The organism is Novosphingobium sp. FW305-C-111 (assembly GCF_058783565.1).
Map to the genome: position 1 here is coordinate 226,136 of NZ_JBYSYP010000002.1, position 18,107 is coordinate 244,242.

Genomic DNA, 18,107 nt, shown 5'->3' on the forward strand with positions numbered 1-18,107 from the left:
CGCGCCATTTTGGCAGTACTTCGCCTGTCCTACACGATACCCCGTCTATAGCTGGCATCGGGCTTTTTTCCGCGAAGGGAAGCCCGATGCCGACGAAGACCCCGATCAATCCCCCCGCCAACTACGCCACACCCACCGCGGTCGGTTATGCCGATCCCGCCGGCGACCTCGCCCTCGTGACCGCCGCCGCGCCGCTGCCGGTCGCGCAGACCCGTGCCGCAAGCGCCCCCTCGCCGCTATCAGGACAGGCCGGCGGGACGACGCTGGCAGGACCCTTTGCGCCGCTGCGGGACGTGCCGGTCCACCTCCAGCTCTCGGGCACCTGGGCTGGCACGGTCTCACTGGTGCGTTCGGCCGATGGCGGTTCGACCAGGCAGGGGCTGACTGCGGGCGGCACGCCTTGGGCGCGCTTCACCAACAACTGCAACGAGGTCGTGTGGCAGGAAGGCGAGGCGGGCGCGACGCTCTATCTCGACATCGCCCTGACGTCCGGCTCGGTCAGCTACCGGGTGTCGCAGTGAGCGCGCCCGACTTCACCGCCCGCGCACTCGCCGTCCGTGCTGCCGCGCAGAGCCCGCTGACCTTCGCCGAACTGGCGCAGGCCAGGCTGCCGGCGAGCGTTCGCCGGATCGAGTCGAGCGGGCACACCGCGGCGGGGCTCGGCGCGGGCAGCTATGTCAGCGACAGCCTCGCCACCGCCGCGCTGGCAGCGGCGCATCCGCTCGCCGTCTTCGCCGGCGCGGAAGGGCGCTGGTTCCGCCTCATCGGCAATGCCGAAGGGTTCATCGCACCGGAACAGCTGGGCTGTCCGGCCTATGCCGCGGGGACCAACCAGCGCCTCGTGATCCAGGCCGCACTCGATTATTGCAAAGCGGTCGGACTCAAGGGCGTCATTTTCCCGCAGCAACGCTACGAACTGTGGGTCGGGCTTCATGTCGGCAGCTTCACCGACGCGGCCGACCACACCGGAAATCACCTCGTCGTCGACCAGTGGGCCTGTTCGCTTGTTTCGACCCACCCGCTTGGCACCGTGCTCGACTGCAAGGGGCCGACGGGCGGCAACAAGCTTACCGACTATCAGGTGATCAATTCCGCGACGTATGGCGGCGATGTGATCTGGCGCGGCGCCGCGATCAAGCTGACCGGCACGGTCAACATGCCCGGCTTTCCGAACCCCGGCGATGCCGCACTGTCGCACCTGGCCATGCGCGGGATCACCTTCTTCACCGGCATCACCGCCTCGCTCAACAGCGCGTGGCCCTGCCACCCGCCCTCGCGTACGCCAGGGCGGGAGAATGCGTGGGACATCTCCAACAAGGGCATCTGGTGCCAGAACGACAAGCATGTCGGCAACATCACCCTGATCGACAGCGGGTTTGATGGCTTCCTCGGCGAACACATCTATTGCGGCGGCGGGCTGACCAGCAACCAGCGCCTGGTGGTGCGCAACTACACCTCGCGCAACACCAACGGGAGCAGCTTCAATCCCAACGGGCCGCGCTCCGTCGACGTCAACGGCGCCTACTGCGAGAACGCAATCGGGGTGATCGAGGGCTGGCTGGGCTGGGAGTACGGCCGCTTTGTCAACGTCCACGCCAAAGGCTGCGGGAGTGGTGGCGAACTGAAGGGCGGGTACGAGTACAGCGGCGCGCTGCGCAGCGACGGGACGATGCCGCGCGCGCAGGTGGACGTATTGTTCGAGAACTGCGGGCGCACCTATCTTGGCAACTTCCTCTCTGGCCGCGTCCACCTGATCGACGGCTGGGCGGAAATCAGCCAGCAATCGTCGGTGAACGAAGCCAAAGGCATCAATATCGACCTGATCGTTACCGCGCACAGCGCCGACGTGACGAGCGCGCTGAGGGTGCTCGGCGACCCCACCGGCACCAACCAGTTCGTCCGCAACAACACCGTGCGGCTCGACATTCGCCGGTCAAAGGAAGCGCAGGATGCGAACAGGCGGGTGGTCAACGTCTACGAGCAGAAGTTTCCGACCGGCCCGGCGAACTACATCTACGCCCGCGGCCATGTCGATGCGTTCTGCGCCGGGCTGACCAGCGTCTCGGGCAACTATGTCGCGCTGATCGACCAGGGGTTGAACCGCTCCTCAACCAGCGCCGGCGCGATGCCGTTCGACCCGACGACGACCGCAAGTCCGGACTGGGGCTATCACGCCCTGCGCCCGGCGACCTTCTCGGGCGGGGCGGGGGTCTATTCGGTCAATCTGCCGGCGACGACGATGTATCAGGAAGGCGATGAGATCAGCATCGAGCACATCGATGGAACGAAGACGGCGCACTTCGTCGAACTGGTCGATGCCGGCACGAAGAAGGCGCTGGTCGGTTTTCGCGACCGGGTCCGGCTGCGCTGCAACAGGACGCAGGTGCGCTGGGATGTGATCCAGGCACCGGCTCCGCGCAGCGCGGCCGCCTCGATCGACATCGCAGCGACCGCCGCCGGGGCCGAAAGCGGGCCTTATGTCATCGCCCTGCCGGGCTGCCGTCCCTGGCACCGCGTCGAGGTCATGCCCCCGGCGATCCTGACCGGCTTTGTCATCAGCGCGGTGCGGGGCGAGACCGACCAGGTGAAGTTCTGGGTCCGCAACATCGACGGCGGAGCGACGCTCGATCCGGCAGCGCAGACCTTTACCGCGCGCTGCTCGATCCCAGGGTGATCAGCCGATTCCCTCGGCGGCGAGCAGCGCGGCGATGTTCTCGCGGTAGCGCGCAAACGAATAATTGCGTGCCTCGGCCTGGGCGTTGCCGCGGCAGCGGTCGAGCATGTCGCGGTCGTCGATCAGCGCCTGCATCGCCGCGAGGGTAAGCCCGGTATCGGGCTTCGCCAGGGCGATTCCGGTATCGGGCGTGACCCCGTTGCCCGCCTCGTGGGTCTGGACCAGCGCCAGCCCCGAGGCGAGCGATTCAAGCAGCGAGAGCGACGAACCCTCGAAGTAGCTCGGGAAGACCATGGCGTGGTGCTGCGCCATGATCGCGGGAATCTCGGCACGGGGTACGGTCGGCAGGTAGGTTACCCGGTCGGCATAGCGGGCGAAGACCTTCTTCGAGACCTGCAATTGTCCGACCAGTGTCAGCTGTGCCTGCTCCGGCGGGAGCTGCGCGATCGCCTCGAGCACATGGTGCACCCCCTTGCGCAAGCCGACCTGGCCGACGAACAGAAACTTCACCGGCCCACCCCGGTCGACCGGGGCCGGCGGAGGGACGTTTTCGAACAGCGCCGCGTCGAAGCAGTAGGGCAGGACCCGCAGCTTTTCGGCCACCCCCGGCACCGGAGAGTGCGCCGCGATGGTCTCGGCACAGCAGCGGCTGCCGCAGACGATCAGGTCGGCCGCGTCGTACTCCTCGTCGTCGCGGTCGATGACGAGCTGCTCCATGGCCTTGTGCTCGTCGGGAAACCATTCGGCATGGCTTTCGAACACCGCGGCCATGGCCTCGTTGTAGTACCGCCAGTCGCCGATGGTGCGATCGAGGATCGATTTGCGCCCCACCGTGCGGGCGACGCGGAAGCTTTCGAGCGAGCTGGAATTGTAGCCCCACAGCGCGAACGGCCGGTCGGAGCGGATCTCCCGCTCCAGCAGCCGCGAGAAGCGGCGATTGCCCATCTGGTCGAGCCGCACCGCCAGGCGCTGTCGCCCGGCGCGTGCCGCAAACCGCTCGGCCCATTCGAACATGCCGATCGTGCGGACCTTCGCCGGATCGAGAGCCTTGTGCTCGAACCGGGCAAACTCGCGGTGGATCCTGGCGCGCAGCCCATCGGGCAGCATTCGCTCGATCCGGTAGGGCCATTCCTCAGGCTTGTAGAAGATGCTCGTCGCGTAGAATTCAAGGCGATCGAGGTCCTGCAGCGCGGTCGCGGTCTGCCACGAATGCTGGGTTCCGGGATGGAAGACGGCGACGTTCAAGCGCATTCCCTCGGCTCGGCGGAACCGCCTCGCGGCCCATGGGCGTTGCATGCGAATATCAATCGCTTATGCTGCGCCGCAACCAAATTCGCATTCCTGCCGCCAAAGGACTTCCCGCGCTGCCATGACTCCCGAGGAACGCGAGCGCGCCGCGAGGCTCAAGGTGCTGATGATCTCGCACGGCTACGGCTATGGCGACGACTTGATGTATTTCGGCGAAATCTTCCGCGCCTTCCGCGAAATCGTGCCTGGTTTCGAAGTGGCTGTGGACGGGCGGACCGGGCACCGCAACCCTTACGGCATAGCGCTCGCACCGCTTCTGCACATGATCCGCCGTCCGATCCGGCGCACTGCGCCCGACGGACAAGTCTATGAAACCGAGGTCGCTGTGCCGTCCCCGGCCCTTCTGCCGCGGTTGCTCGCCCGCCGGACCGACGTGCTTGTGACGATAGAGTTCACCCCGCCCGCCCTGCTCACCGCGCTTGCCGCCAGCATGAGCCCCGGCAAGCGACTGGTCCTTCTGGTCGAATCCGATCCCGTCGCCCGCGGTGGCAGCAGCAATCGCTGGGTTCGCCGGATCAAGCGCTGGGCGGTGCGCCGCGCCGACGCGATCCAGACCAACAACGCCAAGGGCGCGCGTTACCTCGTCGAGGATCTCGGCGCCGATCCTGCCAAGGTGCGGGTCGCCCCCTACCTGACCTCGCGTCCGCCGGGGCCGGAAGTCAGGATCGGGCAGTCGCAAGGGCCGGTCAAGGTGCTGTTCGCCAACTCCATCAACCCGCGCAAGGGCCTGCGCGAGTTCCTTGCGGCGCTGGCGCTGCTCGATGCCGAGAGGCGCTCGGCGATCGACCTCACCGTGGTCGGCGACGGGCCCGAGCGTGCCGAGCTGGAAGCAGCGGCCAACGTGCTCGGGCTGGCCGGGGTGCGCTTTGAAGGGCGCAAGCGCTATGACGAGCTGGGGGCGTATTACGCCGCGGCAGAAGTGCTCGCGATCCCCAGCTTGGCCGATTATCGTTCGCTCGCCGGGTTCGAGGGGCTGGGCTACGGCCTCGCCCTCCTCGCCTCGCGCCACGACGGCGCGACCGAGGAAACCGTTCGGGAGGGCGTGAATGGCTACGTTATTGACCCGGCTGATCCGAGGGGCATCGCGGACCGGCTCAGCGGCTTGATGGCCGACCGCGCCCGCCTCACCGCGATGCGTGAGGCGAGCTTGGCGCTCTACAACGAACGGTTCTCGCTCGAGACGGTGGCGGAGAATCTCGCAGTCAGTTGCCTGGCGGCGGCCGAGAACAGGCCCGCGTAGACACTCTCGCCGCGATGCAGCATTGCCCTTGACGGGGATGCGGGCTAACTGTCCTTGCGCAACAGGGACATGGACCAACGGGCCCATTCGCTGCGATCGCGGATGCAGGAGTCACGATGTACGAGACAATGCTGCTCCTGACCGTCGCGGTCTATTTCGGCGTGGTCGCGTTTTACCTGCGGAGCGGCCTCGCATCGCTTTATCATCCGCTGACCCTGTACCTGGCTTTTCACGGGTTCGTGTTCGTACTGCGTCCGATCATCGTCGATCTGGCCGGCTATGATTACGTCTATCATGTATACCAGTTCCGGCCCTCTCTCGAGGACAAGCTGACGGTACTTGGCGCGACCAACCTTGGGCTTTTGTCGTTCGCGTGGTTCTCGATGCGTTCAGGCAATGTGCCAATGACGTTCAAGTCCGGCCCTGCCCATGACGCGGAGCGCAAGCTGATCCGCCGGGTCTTGCCGTGGATGCTGGCGATCTGCGTGCCGATCGGGGTGTACTCACTCTACCGCGCAACCAATGTCGCGGTGACCGGCGAGAACTCGATGATCATGAAGGACAACATCCGCGTCAACACGACGGATGTGGGCTACCTGACAGAAGCGATGCTGATGCTCGTGCCGGTCACGGCCCTGATCGCTTGGTATTGGCGCTTTACGCTGTACTCGCTGGCGCCTCTCGCGCTGTTTTTCGTAATCAAGGCGGCGAGTGGCGGGCGTGGCCCGTTTGTTGTGGCAGCCTTTGCGACGGCACTGTTCTTTTTCTACGACCGCAAGATCAAGCTGCCGAGTGCGCGAATTCTGGCTTTCGCTCTGGCCGTAGGGTTCGTCTTCAATGCCATCGGTACCGACCGCGGTTACGCTCTACGCGAGGCCTTGGGGTTCGAGAACCAAACGGTGCGTTACTCCAGCGAGGGACTTCGGCCGCTGGAAGGGCAGGATTTCGCCAATCTCGAGTACTTCGAGTATATCGTCTACGTCATTCCGCAGCGGTCTGGAACCTACGACTACTTCCTCAACAACCTCCAACTTCTCACCGAACCGATCCCGCGCGTCCTGTGGCCGGGCAAGCCGGCGGGCGCACCGATCAAGACGATCGACTGGTTCCGTTATGGCCAGCCGCTGGGGATGACCTCCTCGTTACCCGGGCTTGGCTGGACGCAACTCGGTTGGCTGGGGGTTGCGTTCTGGTGTGGCCTGTGGGGTTGGGCGCTGGGGCGGTTTTATCGCTGGTTCGCGGGCGGGGACCAGGATGCGATCAAGATTTCGACGTACCTCGTCTTCTATTCGCTCCTAATCATCGGCTTCCGCGACGGCGGGCTGATCACCATTTTTCGCCAGGGCCTGTTCCTGTTGTTGCCGATCGGATTGCTGGTGTTGGTGCGCCGGTTCAAGGGCGTGCCGACGCTGGCCATGATCCGTCTCGCCCTGGCCCGACAGGCGCAAGGGCCCACCCGCGCCATGCGGGCGCGGCAGGCGACGCGGGTGGCAGAGGCGGATGCGCCCACGCTCGCGGCCCCTTCTGCCAGCAGCGTGCCGCGCAGCGTCAGGAGGCGGCTTGCGCTCGGCAAGCCGGCGTGAACCGCCGCTGATGGCTACCCAGCCGCCGGCTCGCCCGGAACCCTACCAGCCGCACACCCGGCAACTGATTCGCCCCCCTGTCGGCGTCATCGACTGGAAAGACAGTCGCTGGCGTTTTGCGCTGCAGTTGCCCCGCTTGTCGGTCAGCGGCGCGGCAGCGATTGCCGCGCACGTGAATGAAGCCTGCCCGCCCGTCTGGCACGACGACTTCGCGGACAAGCGGGTGCTGGTGATGGGCACCGGACCGAGCCTCGACCGGGCACACGCCGATCTGTTCGCGTCCTACGACGCGGTGCTGCACATCAACTTCGCGCTACGCCGCGCAGACCTTGGTTCACGGCCCTATTTCTTCACGACGGACCTTGGTCCCGTGCGCGAATACATGGACGCCCATGGCTTGGACGACTTCGTGCGCCTGGGGCCCGCGCGCTGCATCTATGCCCCGGTGTTTTTCGACCACTGGCACTACCTGACCGAGGGAGGCCGGGCGATGTTCACGATGCTCCGCCCCGACGAGAGCTATTGGCGTTTCCAGTCGGTCAAGGCCGGCCCGTTGCGCCTGCCGCTGCTGATGCGGCGCTATCCGGTGCAGCCCGACTGGTCCACCTTTTCCTTGCCCGCGCCTGGCCGGACGCTGCCGATCCTCGAACACAGTTCTGCGCTGACCGCGGTGGTCTTCGCGGCGATGCAGGGCGCACGCGAGATAGGGCTGATCGGCTGCGACTTTTCGAGCGGGCGGGCGAGCGGCGTGGCCGACGGCCAAAGCGCAGTCGGGGCCGGCTCTTTCGACAAGGCCGCTGGCGTTCTGCGCGGAATTTCGGCGATGCTCGCGCGCCACGGCATCGCCTGCACCAACCATTCGTGGGAGGTGTGACGGTGGCGGGCGACCTTTCCGGCCTGCGCATCGGCCTCCTCACCGCCTCGGCTTCGCGGCTCGGTGGCGGGGTGTTCGAGGCGGTTGCGGTCCATGCCGCGATGATTCGCGAGCGCGGGGGGGAGCCGGTGATATTCGCGCTCGAAGACGCGCACGCTGCCGAAGACGCCGCTCGTTTCGCGCCCAGCGAGGTGCATCATGCGCAAGTCGTCGGCCCGCCGCAGATCGGCTTCGCCCCGGCTCTGGTCGGCCAGATGGTCGCGGCGAACCTCGACATTCTTCATCTCCACGGGATCTGGATGTACCCCTCGGCTGCCGGCGCGGCCTGGGCGAAGCGGACGGGAAAGCCCTATTTCATCAGCCCGCACGGCATGCTCGACCCGTGGATCACCGCGCGCGGCAAACTGAAAAAGGCACTGGCGAGGTTCGGATACGAACGGCGCGGCTGGCGGCGGGCGACCGCACTCCACGCACTGACCCCGCGGGAGGCAGCGGACATCGCGCGCGAGAGCGGCCGGCGTGACAGCGTGGTGATCCCGAATGCCGGCCCGCCGGCCGCTCCTCCTGCCCTGCTCGGACGTGAGGCGCGCTTCCTTTATATCGGCCGCATCCATCCGAAGAAGAACGTCGTCGCGCTGGTTGAGGCGTGGCGGGCGCTTGATCCGCAAGGGGCGGAGCTGACCATCGCCGGGTGGGGTGAGCCGGACCATGTCGCCGAACTGGAGGCGGCGATGCTGGGCGCTCCCGCCAGCGTTCGATTCGTCGGTCCGGTCTATGGCGAGGCCAAGCAGGCGCTGCTGGATGCCGCGCGGTTTGTGGTGCTGCCCTCGCACAGCGAGGGATTGCCGGTCGCGGTGCTCGAAGGCTGGGCGGCCGGCGCGCCGACGATCATGACTGCCGAGTGCAACCTTGCCGAGGGGTTCGCGGCAGGGGCCGCGCTGGAATGCGGGTACGATACCCCGGCGATCGCCCGGCGACTTGGCGTGGCCCTTGCGCTGGACGACGACGGATGGCTTGCGATGTCCCGCGCCGCCCACGGTCTTGCCAGCGGTCCTTTCGCGGCCCGGACCGTCGCGGACCGCTGGAGCGAAACCTACTGCCGGGCGGCGCGCAAGGGAGGCGCAGCGTGAAGATTCTCGACGCAGGCGAAAGCCGGCCGCTCGAAGGCGGAGCGAGCTTCCCGCTGTCCAACCGCCTGCTCCGCATTGTCTGGGGCTTTACCTGGCTGGTCCTTGCCCGGTTTACCCCGCCGCCGTTGCACGCGTGGCGGCGGCTGGTGCTGCGCGCGTTCGGAGCGAAGGTCGCGCCCGGCGCAAAAGTCCACGCAAGCGTCTCGATCTGGCTGCCATCGAACCTCGAACTGGGCCCGAACTGCCTGATTGGTCCCGGTGCGAAACTTTACAACCAGGGGCGGATCAGCATCGGGTCTCGCACCGTAGTGTCACAGGGCGCGTATCTTTGCGCCAGCACGCACGACATCCACGACCCGCATTTCCAGCTCGTGGTGCGCCCCATCGTCATCGGCGAGCAGTGCTGGGTCGCGGCGGAGGCCTTTGTCGGGCCGGGGGTCACGATGGGCGACCATGCCGTACTCGGCGCGCGGGGCGCGCTGTTCACCGATGCTGAGCCGGACGGGGTATACACCGGCAACCCGGCGCAGTGGGTCAAGGCCAGGGGGCTGCGGCCCGCCTGACCGCTATTGGCGAACGATGGCCAGGCTGTCGACGCTGACGCGGCCCATGCCAGGCGCGAGGGTCAGTCCCAGTTTCGGCACCGCGCAGTCGGCCTTGATCGTGAAGCTCACGGCGAACTGCCCGCCGCGCACGCTCATGCCAGGCAGCTGGTCACGCACGCCGCCGCCGCAGCTGATGCTCGCGCCGAGGCGGCGCTGCGCGCTTTCGTCACCGGCGATCTTGCCGGTCAGGCGATAGCGCCCAGGGGTCAGACGGACGATCTGGCTGGCAAAGGCGCGGGTCAGCGAGCCGCCGTTCTCTGCCGTCAGCGCCCTGCCGGACAGGCCTGGTACGTCGCCCAGTGTTATGCCTACGCTGCCGTCGGCGTCGAACGCCCAATCGAACGGAGTCAGCTGCCGGTCCGTCCGCGCCGCGGTGAACTCGCCGTCGGTGATGAGAGCGCCCGCTGGCGAGTCTCCCTGGCAGTGCGCGGCGCGCAGGGTCAGAGCCTGGTCGAGCATCCGGGCATTGGCGAGCCGCAGGACGAACTTGGCAATGCCTTCGCAGCCGAGCGGCGCGCCTGCGCGGCCAAGCGCAAGCAAAGTCTCGTAGCGCGCCTGGCTCTGCGCCGGGGTCAGCGGGAAGGCATCCCCGGCATAGGTCGTAACCCAGGCGGGCTGCTCCTTCATGCGCTCGATCAACGCGGCACGTCCGGCAGGGATGCTTTCGAGTGCATAGACGATCGCATCGCGGCGCGGGTCTTGCGGATTCTGGCGGAGCAGCGCGTCCAGCCGCATTGCCGCAATCGGGTAGTCGGCTTGCTGGACCGCGGCTGCGTACCAGTAGAGCTGGGTCAGCGGATCTCGCCAACCGAGCTGTCCGGCCACCCGGAACGCGGCCGTCGCCTCTGCGTCCTTGCCTGCCGAGAACAGCGACCAGCCGTAAAGCGCTGCCGATGATGGGTGCAGTGGATCGTGACGGATCGCTTCTGCGCCGGGGCCCTTCATTCCGGCGAAGTTGCGACCGGCTAGAGCCGCTTGGGCCATCGTCCTTGCGGCATTGGCCCGGAACGGTTCAGGGGTTACCAGCGCTACTCGCGGATCGTCACGAGCGATGCGGTCAAGCCCGCTGCCGATCGCCAGCCCGGCAAAGGCCAGCGCGCCGACAACGGCCCCGATCCGCAGCGGCCAGCGCGAACTCGCCATGCCTCAGGCCGACTTCTCGTCCGCGCGGTACTGGTAGTATTCGTAGCCGTAGTATTCGGAATAGCGGTTGCCGCCCTTGTTCGCGTCGAACTTGGTCAGGACCGCGCCGAGCAGGATCGGGCGCATGGCACGCAGGCGGCGCATCGCCGCCTTCATCGTGCCGCGGCGACCGCGATCGGATTCGACCACGAAGATCACCCCGTCGACCAGCGCGGCCATCAGCGGCGCGTCGGCAAGGCCGAGGATCGGCGGACTGTCGACCACCACGACCTCGAACTTGTCGGCAAGCTCGTCGAGGATTGCCTGCATCCGGTGCGAGGAGAGCAGTTCCGTCGGGCTCGGCGGGATCGGGCCGGAAGGGATCGCGGACAGGTTCGGAAGCTGGGTCTGCTGGATGACCGTCTCGACCGGATCGGCCGAAGTCAGCAGCGACGACATGCCCGACTTGTTGTCGAATCCGATCCGGCGGTGCAGCGACGGGCGACGCAGGTCGACGTCGATGATGACGACTCGCTTGCCCATCCGGGCAAAGCCCATCGCGATCGCCCAGCTTGTCGTGGTCTTGCCTTCGGACGGCTGGGCCGAGGTGACCAGCATGACCGGCGGCAGGCCGCTCGTCGTCGAGTAGAGCAGCGAGCCGCGCAGCGAGTTGTACGCTTCCGAGACCGGTGACTTGGGATCCGACAGCGCGGCTTCCGGATCCGAGCCGTCAGCCTTCGGGATGACCCCGAGCAGCGGCAGGTGGAGCTTTTGCTCGACGTCTTCGGGAACCTTGACCGAGTCGTCGAACTGTTCCTTGAGGAACACCACCACTGCGGCGAGGCCGAGGCCGAGCAGGAAGGCGCTGAGCACGTTCTTGAAAAGGTTCGGCGACGAGGGCCCGAGCGGGGTTTCGGCGACGTCGATGATCGCGATGTTGCTCGCGCTGATCCCGGCCGCCGCGTTCAGTTCCTTGTAGCGCTGGAGCAGGCCGTCGTAGATCGTGCGGTTGGTGTCCGCCTCGCGGGCGAGCAGGTTGTACTGGACCGAGCGATCCTGCTCCGCGAGCGTGTCGCCCTTGAGCTTTTCGACCTGCAGCTGGAGCTGCTGCTCGGCGGCCAGCGCGGCGTCGTAGTCGTTGCGGACGGACTGTCGCACGCCATTGGCGACGCTCTGCAGCTGGTTGTTGACCTCTGCAATGCGGGCGCGGAGCTGGACGACGGTGGGATAATCGTCGAGGTGCTTGGCACGCTCCTGCTTGAGCTGGGCCTGGAGATCGGCGCGCTGGCCCATCAGCTGGCCGACGGTGCCGTTGGCGAGCACTTCACGGGTGCTGAGCAGCGGGGCCGCGGTCAGCGCCTTCCAGCGACCTTCCGCGGCGATGCGCGCGGCGCGCGCATCGTTGGCGGCGGAGTTGAGCTGGATGAGGCTCGACTGGGTCACCGAAGTGCCGCCGCCGGCAGAGGACTGGCCTTCGGCCGGCTCGGCATCGCGGGTGCGGATCAGGCCGGCTTCGCGCGCGTAGCCATTGAGCGCGCGCTCGGATCCCTCGAGCCGCTGCTTGGCCTCGGCCAGCTGGTCGGCGATGAAGCTGCGGGCGTAGGCCGAGCTGTCGTACTTGCGCTGGAGGTTGGCCTGGATGAACTCGCTCGCGAAGGCGTTGGCGACCTGCGCAGAGATTTCCGGATCGGTGCTGTTGTATGTAATCTTGGCGATGCGGGTTTCACGCGGCAGGTCGACCGTCATGTTGCCCATCAGCATGCCGAGGACGATTTCGCGCACCACGTTGGGTGGCACGTCCTTGCCCGGCATCTCGCCGCCCTGCGCTTCGTAGAAGCGCTTGTTGTCCCACAGCTTCAGCTTCTGGGCGACGCGCATGGCAAGGCCGCGGCTGCGCAGCACCTCCAGCTGCGTCTGGAGGAATCGGTCGGTATCCCAGCTCGAATTCTCGCCCTGCGTCCCGTCCTTGTCGCTGCCGATGACCTGGTCGGCCTGGTCGTTGATCTGGACAGACGTAAACGCGGTGTAGCGCGGGGTGTCGAGCATGGTCAGGACGACGGCGATGCCGACCGCGACCGCGAGGATCGCGAGGATCAGCAGCAGGTTGCTGCGGATCGTCGCAAGGATGTAGCGGAAGTCGATCCCGCCCCGGTCGGCGGTGACGTACTGCGCCTCCTGGTCGTTCAGGTCGATCGACGCGGCGGCATTCGCGGCATCGTAGTTGGGGTTGCTAGCGGAGCTTGCCAAACTGTTTGTCCTGACTGTTGCGGCGCCCGGTTCAGAACCGGGTGAAAAGGCTGATGACCGGAGCGGTCTGGAGGAAGTCGCGGTAGGCGCCCTTGACCGACGAGAAGCCGACGACGACCTTGTCGCCCGCCAGCAGCTTGGGATCGTCGGCGTAACCCTTGCGGATCGCCCCGAGATCGAAAACCGCGCCCATGCGCTGGCCGTTGACGACGCGGAAGATGATCACTTCGTCGAGCTTGGCGATGTTGGTGGTGCTCTGCGCCCGCGCGATCGCGCTGAGGAGGGTGTAGTCGTTGCCGATCTGGTAGACACCCGGCGTCTTGACCTGTCCTTCGACGGTGAAGAATTTGGGCGCGACCTCGGCGATACCCACGACGACCTGCGGGTTCACGACATAGCGCTGCCCCAGTCGTGCAGCGATTTCCTGCGCAAGCTGCGGGGCCGTGCGCCCGGCCGCCTCAACTTCGCCGATCAACGGCACCTGGATGCGCCCACTGCCATCGACCCGCGACGTGGCGTTGCTGAGATCGGGTTCCTGGAACACCTGGATGTTCAGGACGTCGTCGGCCCCGATCTGGTAATCCTTCGGCACCGCGACCGGATCCGCACCGGGCATCACGGCGTAGGCTTCAGGCCCGGAAGGAAGGTCGGGATTGCGCGGCGTCGAGCAGCCGGCAAGGGCGAGGAGCGCGGCGGCAGCCAGCGAGAAGCGAGTAAAAACCGACACTAAGCTGCAAACTCCCGCGTTCTTTGCGATGGGCCGTTACCCCGCGGCGGCGGGACGAACAATCCGGCTGCGACCCCTGCAAGGTGCGCTAATGCCATGGATCGCAACGGGTAATCAACGATAGAGTGCAATGCGACGATAACCAGTGCTGCACTTGCGAAGAGAAGCATGGGTCGCAATGCTGCACGATCGAGCTTCCACGCCCGCCACGCGAGCAGCGCGACAAGCACCGCAGCAATCGCCAGCATCACCAGCCCGAACACCCCGCCTTCCAGCGCGAGCTCCAGAAAATCATTGTGCGCGCGGTTGGGCAGGGTGGTATCGACCACTTCGAGCCGTTCGACCCCGATCAGCACCGGGACGAGCGTGCCCATGCCGCTGCCGAACGGCCAGTACTGCCCGATGGCATAGATGGTGTCGGTCCACAGTTCGAAACGGAAATCCTCCGTACCCGTGAACCGCGTGGCGACGCGCGCCAGCGCCGTGTTGTCGCGCAGCAGCAATGCGCCAAGTCCAAGGACGACTACGGCTGCGGCGAGAATGCCGAGGGCATGCCAGGACCTGAGCTTCCCGCGATAGACGATCAGCCCGGCGAACAAGAGCGCGAGTGGCAGGAGGGCAATTCCGGCGCGCGAGGCGGTCAGCACCGCGCCCAGCACCATCAGCAGGACATACGCGCCCGCAACCGTGAACGCGGCCACGCCGCGCCGTCCGAGCCACGCGAAGCTCGCGACGCCCGCCACCATCGCGATCATCAGGACATCGACTTCGGCGTTGCGGTTGGCCTGAAAGCCGAACACCCGGCCATTGCTGTCGGGGTAGAACGTAACCCAGTCGTTCGGCCCGGCCGCGAGCTGGAGCGTGCCGATCGCTATCGATGCAATGCCAAGAATCGCCACCGCGGCGATTACGGCCTTGCGTCCGGCCAGATCCAGGCGCGAGACCATCAGCATCACCGCGACGGCCGGCAGCATGGCCAGGAGCGCTGCCAGCGTGAGCGGCGGCGATATCGACCACGGCATCCAGCTGTCGTGCGCGCCGACCAGTTCCAGGGACTGAACCTCGACCTGCCTGCCAGGCAGCGACTGCCACACCGAAGGCGGCAGGGGAATCAGTTGTATGGCGGGCAACAGTAGGATGGCAGCGGCCAGTAGCAGCAACCTCTTGTCCAGCGGCTCCCTGTTGTTCCGGGGCAGGAAGAACCACAACGCGACGCCCAGCGCCACGGACAGCTGCACGACCAGCTCCGGACGCGGTGCGGGGGAGCCGCCGCCGCCGAAGACCAGGGCAATGATCGTCAGCGCCACAACCAGCAGCGCACGCGAATCGGGAATGGGGAATGCCTTCAGCCACTCGCCCAGCATGGCCGAGGAGGGCCTGGCGCGAGATCGACCCGGTCGCGACCGGGCGGGAGTGGCCACCTTCACACGCGTCATCGCGCGGTCATCCCCTCACACGGCAGCCAAGGCAAGCAAAAATGAAAAAGCCCGCCGATGACGACGGGCTTTCACTGTCGGCAATGAAGCCGCGATCAGCCGTTGCTGTCGCTCTTCGTGCCGAAATAGATGCCGAGCGCCACCGCGAGGAGCGCCAGCAGGATCAGGATGAACGGCGTGCCGCCAAGTTCCTGAGCGTTGGCGACCGGGCCACTGCCGCGAGAGAAGTCGACCTGTTCGGCGCGAGCGCCGGTGGCCAGAACCGCGTCAGACGCACGGGTAGCGGCAGCCTGAGCTGCGCCGGATACGGCAAGGCCGAAAGCACTGAGCCCGAGGGCCATCGATTTAATCATGCGCATAAGTCGAACTCCAGATTCGCTTTTACAATTCTTGGTTACCACTGCGGCGGCGCGATTTCAACGCTTTGTTGCAGGCGCGAGCAGAAAGTGTTCGCAAGTGCCGCAAAACTACCTGCCGGGTATGCACCGGAAGCTCTGAACATTCTGACAATGATATGGTTCCCAAAAGACTTAGGTGTGACCTGGAGCACTGTCTTTGCTCTTGATCAAAACGCCCTGTCGTGAACCAGCACTCGGCTCGTCGCGAGGATAATTCGCAGGTCGCGCCAGACCGTCCAGCCGTCGATGTACTCGAGGTCGGACTGCAGCCGACTCGTCAGGTCCGATTCGGTATCGGTCGCACCGCGGAAACCGCGGACCTGGGCCAGACCCGTCAGGCCGGGCTTGAGCGAGTGGCGGAGCCAGTATCGCTCATCGACTTCCCAGAACTGCTTCTCACCCGCCTTGGAGCCCAGCGCATGGGGGCGTGGCCCGACGAGGCTCATGTCCCCGCGAAGCACGTTGAGGAGCTGCGGTAGTTCGTCGATGCTGGTGCGCCGGATCAGACGGCCGATCCTCGTGATCCGGTCATCGTCCCGGCTGGCCGAGGTCCGACCGTCTCCATCCAGTTTCTCGACCTTCATCGAACGGAACTTGTAGATCGGAAAGAAGCGATTCGATCGGCCCATACGCCGCTGGACGAACAGGACCGGGCCCCCGTCCTCAAGCTTGATTGCCACTGCGACGAGCACGAGCAGCGGTGCCAGCACGATCAGCGCCGGGACCGTCAGGGCCAGGTCGAGGACGCGCTTCGCCACCCGCGCGCGCAGGCCCAGCGGTCCGGCTGACACGACCAGCGCCCCAAAATCGCGATGGCGGCGCGCGCCGAGCACGCCGAGGTCACGCACCTGCCGGTCGACCACCTCGCCTTGCACGTTCGCGCCCTTGAACACCTGGGCCCAGGCCGACCGCCGCTCGGGCGGGCAGCTCACCACCACGCGGTCCATGTTGGTCAGGTAGCGCCCGATGCGGTTGAGCATATGGGGATCGGACAGGTCCGGGACGAGTCCGTGCTCCCAGGCGTCTACGTGGAAGGCATGGGCGAGTCGGACAGGCTCGCCCCGATCGTCGATGACCAGCGTGTTGATCCCGGTCGCGCCGCAAAGCCAGTGGACGAAACCGCGGGTCACGCTTCGGAGCCAGCCAAGCAGGACGAAGGCGAAGCTGACCCCCATGACGAAGGCGACGCGGGAAAAGTCGGCGCTCGACTTGGTGAAGAACGCGACGAAGACAACGCCGATCGCCGCGATCGCCAGCGAGCCCAGCGCGCGGTAGGCGCTGAACCGGGGTGAGACGATTGCGTCCAGCGAATAGGCCTTCAGGTTGATCGCCACGGTCCAGTAGATCGGGATCAAAAGCTGGGCCTGTCGCACCGCGGCAGGTTCGAAGAAGTCGCCCAGATAAATGAAACCGCCGAGCATCGATCCGGCGAGGATCGCCGCCGCGTCGGTGAGCAGGAGAACCAGGTAGACCTGAAGTCGCCGCCGTTCCAGCGACGGCGCGAGTGGCAGGACGATGCGCCGGGACGCCGGTGCGGGCGCAAGCGCCGCGTCATCGATCCACGCGAGTTCGTTCATTCCAGGGCGCCCCTCCAGCGGGCGCGTTGATTTCGTGTCGGGGCCAACCGGCGGCCACAGTAGCCGGAACGTGGTGCATGGCAAGCCAGGCGGGTTCGCGCGAGACTACCTGTCACCGGGCGCACTGCACAACCCGCCGCTTGCCTGTGCGTTCCCGGCGTTACCGGGCTGCGGCGCGTGCGACCTCCGTCAGGCCTTGCGCGAGGAGCAGTTCGGCGTTGCGATTGTCGGCAAGCAGCGCGCGGTGGAGCGACATCGTCCTTTCCACCAGCCGGTCGAGCCGGCGACCGCGCCAGCGCCGGAGCTGCGCGGCGATGTCTGGCTTGTCACGGAAGAAGACGCGGCGCGCGGCGACCTCGCCTTCGAGGAACTGGGCGATGTCGCTGCGCCGGCCGAGCCGCCCCGCAAGCTGTGCGAGCTGGGCCGCCCGGCGCTCGATCGCCAACAGCAGTCCGACCGGATTGAGCTCAAGCTCGCGGAAGCGCGCGAGTTCGCCGGTAAGGCGCGACAACTCGCCCGACAGGACGACGTTCACCAACGGCATGAACCCATCGTCCTCGCTCGACGCGCCGATCGCGTCGAGCGCGCTGGCATCGGCGCTTTTCGGTGCCTGAACGCTGGCGTCCAGGAACAGCGCCAGCTTTTCGATCTCGGAGCGGGCCATCCGCGTGTCGAGCGCGGCGTTGCGAGCGATCCGCTCGGCGAGGTCGCCGGAAATGCGCAGTCCCGCCGCCTCGGCCATGTCGCGCACGGACCCGGCGACAGAACGCAGTTCGGGCGGGTGGAACATGGCGACCAGCGCATCGGCCCGGTCGCCAAGCAGTTTCGCGATGCGCGACTTGTCAGTGGCGCTCGAGGCGACGATCAGGACCGGCCAGCCATCGACCGGGCTTGCCAGCAGCGCCTCGACCGCGTCGTAGGCCTCGTCCCCCGCACAGCGGATGTGGATTTGCCGCTTGTCGCCGAACAGCGAGACCGATCGCGCCTCGTCCGCGAGCTTGACCGGGTCCTTGCGCAGGTCCGCGCCCGACAGTTCGACCCTTTCGGCCGGGCCGAGCAGCTCGGCAATCTTGGCCGCCGCGTCGCTGGCCCCGGCTTCGTCGGGCCCGCAGAAATAGAACACCTTCGCCTCGCGCGCGGCGCGGGAAGCGGTCTGGGCAAAATTCTTCTGGGTCGCCTTCACCGG

The 18,107-nt window shown here is 66.6% G+C and carries 15 protein-coding genes; 7 read left to right on the forward strand and 8 right to left on the reverse strand.

Annotated elements, in window-relative coordinates; translation table 11 throughout:
* Positions 1-86: 86 nt before the first annotated feature.
* On the forward strand, positions 87-521 hold the full coding sequence (locus AC3WLD_RS03640) for a hypothetical protein (RefSeq protein ID WP_492555561.1): 435 nt from the start codon (positions 87-89) through the stop codon (positions 519-521).
* The gene (locus tag AC3WLD_RS03645; RefSeq protein ID WP_492555562.1) at positions 518-2,674 is read left to right on the forward strand and encodes a hypothetical protein; all 2,157 of its coding nucleotides are present in this window, start codon (positions 518-520) and stop codon (positions 2,672-2,674) included. The genes AC3WLD_RS03640 and AC3WLD_RS03645 overlap by 4 nt, the downstream gene beginning before the upstream one ends.
* Here AC3WLD_RS03645 and AC3WLD_RS03650 read toward each other — a convergent pair whose 3' ends face one another.
* Entirely contained in the window at positions 2,675-3,919 is a 1,245-nt protein-coding gene (locus AC3WLD_RS03650; RefSeq protein WP_492555563.1) for a glycosyltransferase family 4 protein, read from the reverse strand.
* Positions 3,920-4,043: 124 nt separating this feature from the next.
* Here AC3WLD_RS03650 and AC3WLD_RS03655 point away from each other — a divergent pair, with 124 nt between their 5' ends.
* The 5 genes from AC3WLD_RS03655 to AC3WLD_RS03675 all read left to right on the forward strand — a co-directional run bounded on the left by AC3WLD_RS03655 (position 4,044) and on the right by AC3WLD_RS03675 (position 9,372).
* Positions 4,044-5,222: a glycosyltransferase family 4 protein gene (locus AC3WLD_RS03655; RefSeq protein WP_492555564.1), complete on the forward strand. Its 1,179-nt coding sequence runs from the start codon at positions 4,044-4,046 to the stop codon at positions 5,220-5,222.
* Positions 5,223-5,338: 116 nt separating this feature from the next.
* Positions 5,339-6,805: a hypothetical protein gene (locus AC3WLD_RS03660; RefSeq protein WP_492555565.1), complete on the forward strand. Its 1,467-nt coding sequence runs from the start codon at positions 5,339-5,341 to the stop codon at positions 6,803-6,805.
* A 10-nt stretch (positions 6,806-6,815) separates the two neighbouring features.
* On the forward strand, positions 6,816-7,679 hold the full coding sequence (locus AC3WLD_RS03665; RefSeq protein WP_492555566.1) for a hypothetical protein: 864 nt from the start codon (positions 6,816-6,818) through the stop codon (positions 7,677-7,679).
* Positions 7,680-7,681: 2 nt separating this feature from the next.
* Entirely contained in the window at positions 7,682-8,809 is a 1,128-nt protein-coding gene (locus AC3WLD_RS03670; RefSeq protein WP_492555567.1) for a glycosyltransferase, read from the forward strand.
* A complete protein-coding gene (locus AC3WLD_RS03675) occupies positions 8,806-9,372 on the forward strand; it encodes an LbetaH domain-containing protein (RefSeq protein ID WP_492555568.1) in 567 nt (188 codons plus the stop codon). Before AC3WLD_RS03670 ends, AC3WLD_RS03675 begins: the two co-directional genes overlap by 4 nt.
* A gap of 3 nt (positions 9,373-9,375) precedes the next feature.
* Here AC3WLD_RS03675 and AC3WLD_RS03680 read toward each other — a convergent pair whose 3' ends face one another.
* From AC3WLD_RS03680 to holA, 7 genes are all read right to left on the reverse strand, one after another.
* Positions 9,376-10,557 (reverse strand): tetratricopeptide repeat protein, encoded by a 1,182-nt coding sequence (locus tag AC3WLD_RS03680; protein ID WP_492555569.1) that lies wholly within the window; start codon positions 10,555-10,557, stop codon positions 9,376-9,378.
* A gap of 3 nt (positions 10,558-10,560) precedes the next feature.
* On the reverse strand, positions 10,561-12,783 hold the full coding sequence (locus AC3WLD_RS03685; protein ID WP_492555570.1) for a GumC family protein: 2,223 nt from the start codon (positions 12,781-12,783) through the stop codon (positions 10,561-10,563).
* 31 nt (positions 12,784-12,814) lie between these two features.
* Entirely contained in the window at positions 12,815-13,510 is a 696-nt protein-coding gene (locus AC3WLD_RS03690) for a polysaccharide biosynthesis/export family protein (protein ID WP_492555571.1), read from the reverse strand.
* Entirely contained in the window at positions 13,510-14,874 is a 1,365-nt protein-coding gene (locus AC3WLD_RS03695; protein WP_492555572.1) for an O-antigen ligase family protein, read from the reverse strand. Before AC3WLD_RS03695 ends, AC3WLD_RS03690 begins: the two co-directional genes overlap by 1 nt.
* 167 nt (positions 14,875-15,041) lie before the next feature.
* Positions 15,042-15,299, reverse strand: coding sequence for a hypothetical protein (locus AC3WLD_RS03700; RefSeq protein WP_492555573.1), 258 nt, complete (start codon positions 15,297-15,299; stop codon positions 15,042-15,044).
* A 212-nt stretch (positions 15,300-15,511) separates the two neighbouring features.
* Positions 15,512-16,921, reverse strand: a complete 1,410-nt coding sequence (locus AC3WLD_RS03705) for an exopolysaccharide biosynthesis polyprenyl glycosylphosphotransferase (RefSeq protein WP_492555574.1) — start codon at positions 16,919-16,921, stop codon at positions 15,512-15,514.
* 160 nt (positions 16,922-17,081) lie between these two features.
* A complete protein-coding gene (gene holA / locus AC3WLD_RS03710; RefSeq protein WP_492555575.1) occupies positions 17,082-18,104 on the reverse strand; it encodes a DNA polymerase III subunit delta in 1,023 nt (340 codons plus the stop codon).
* Between the last annotated feature and the right edge of the window lie 3 nt (positions 18,105-18,107).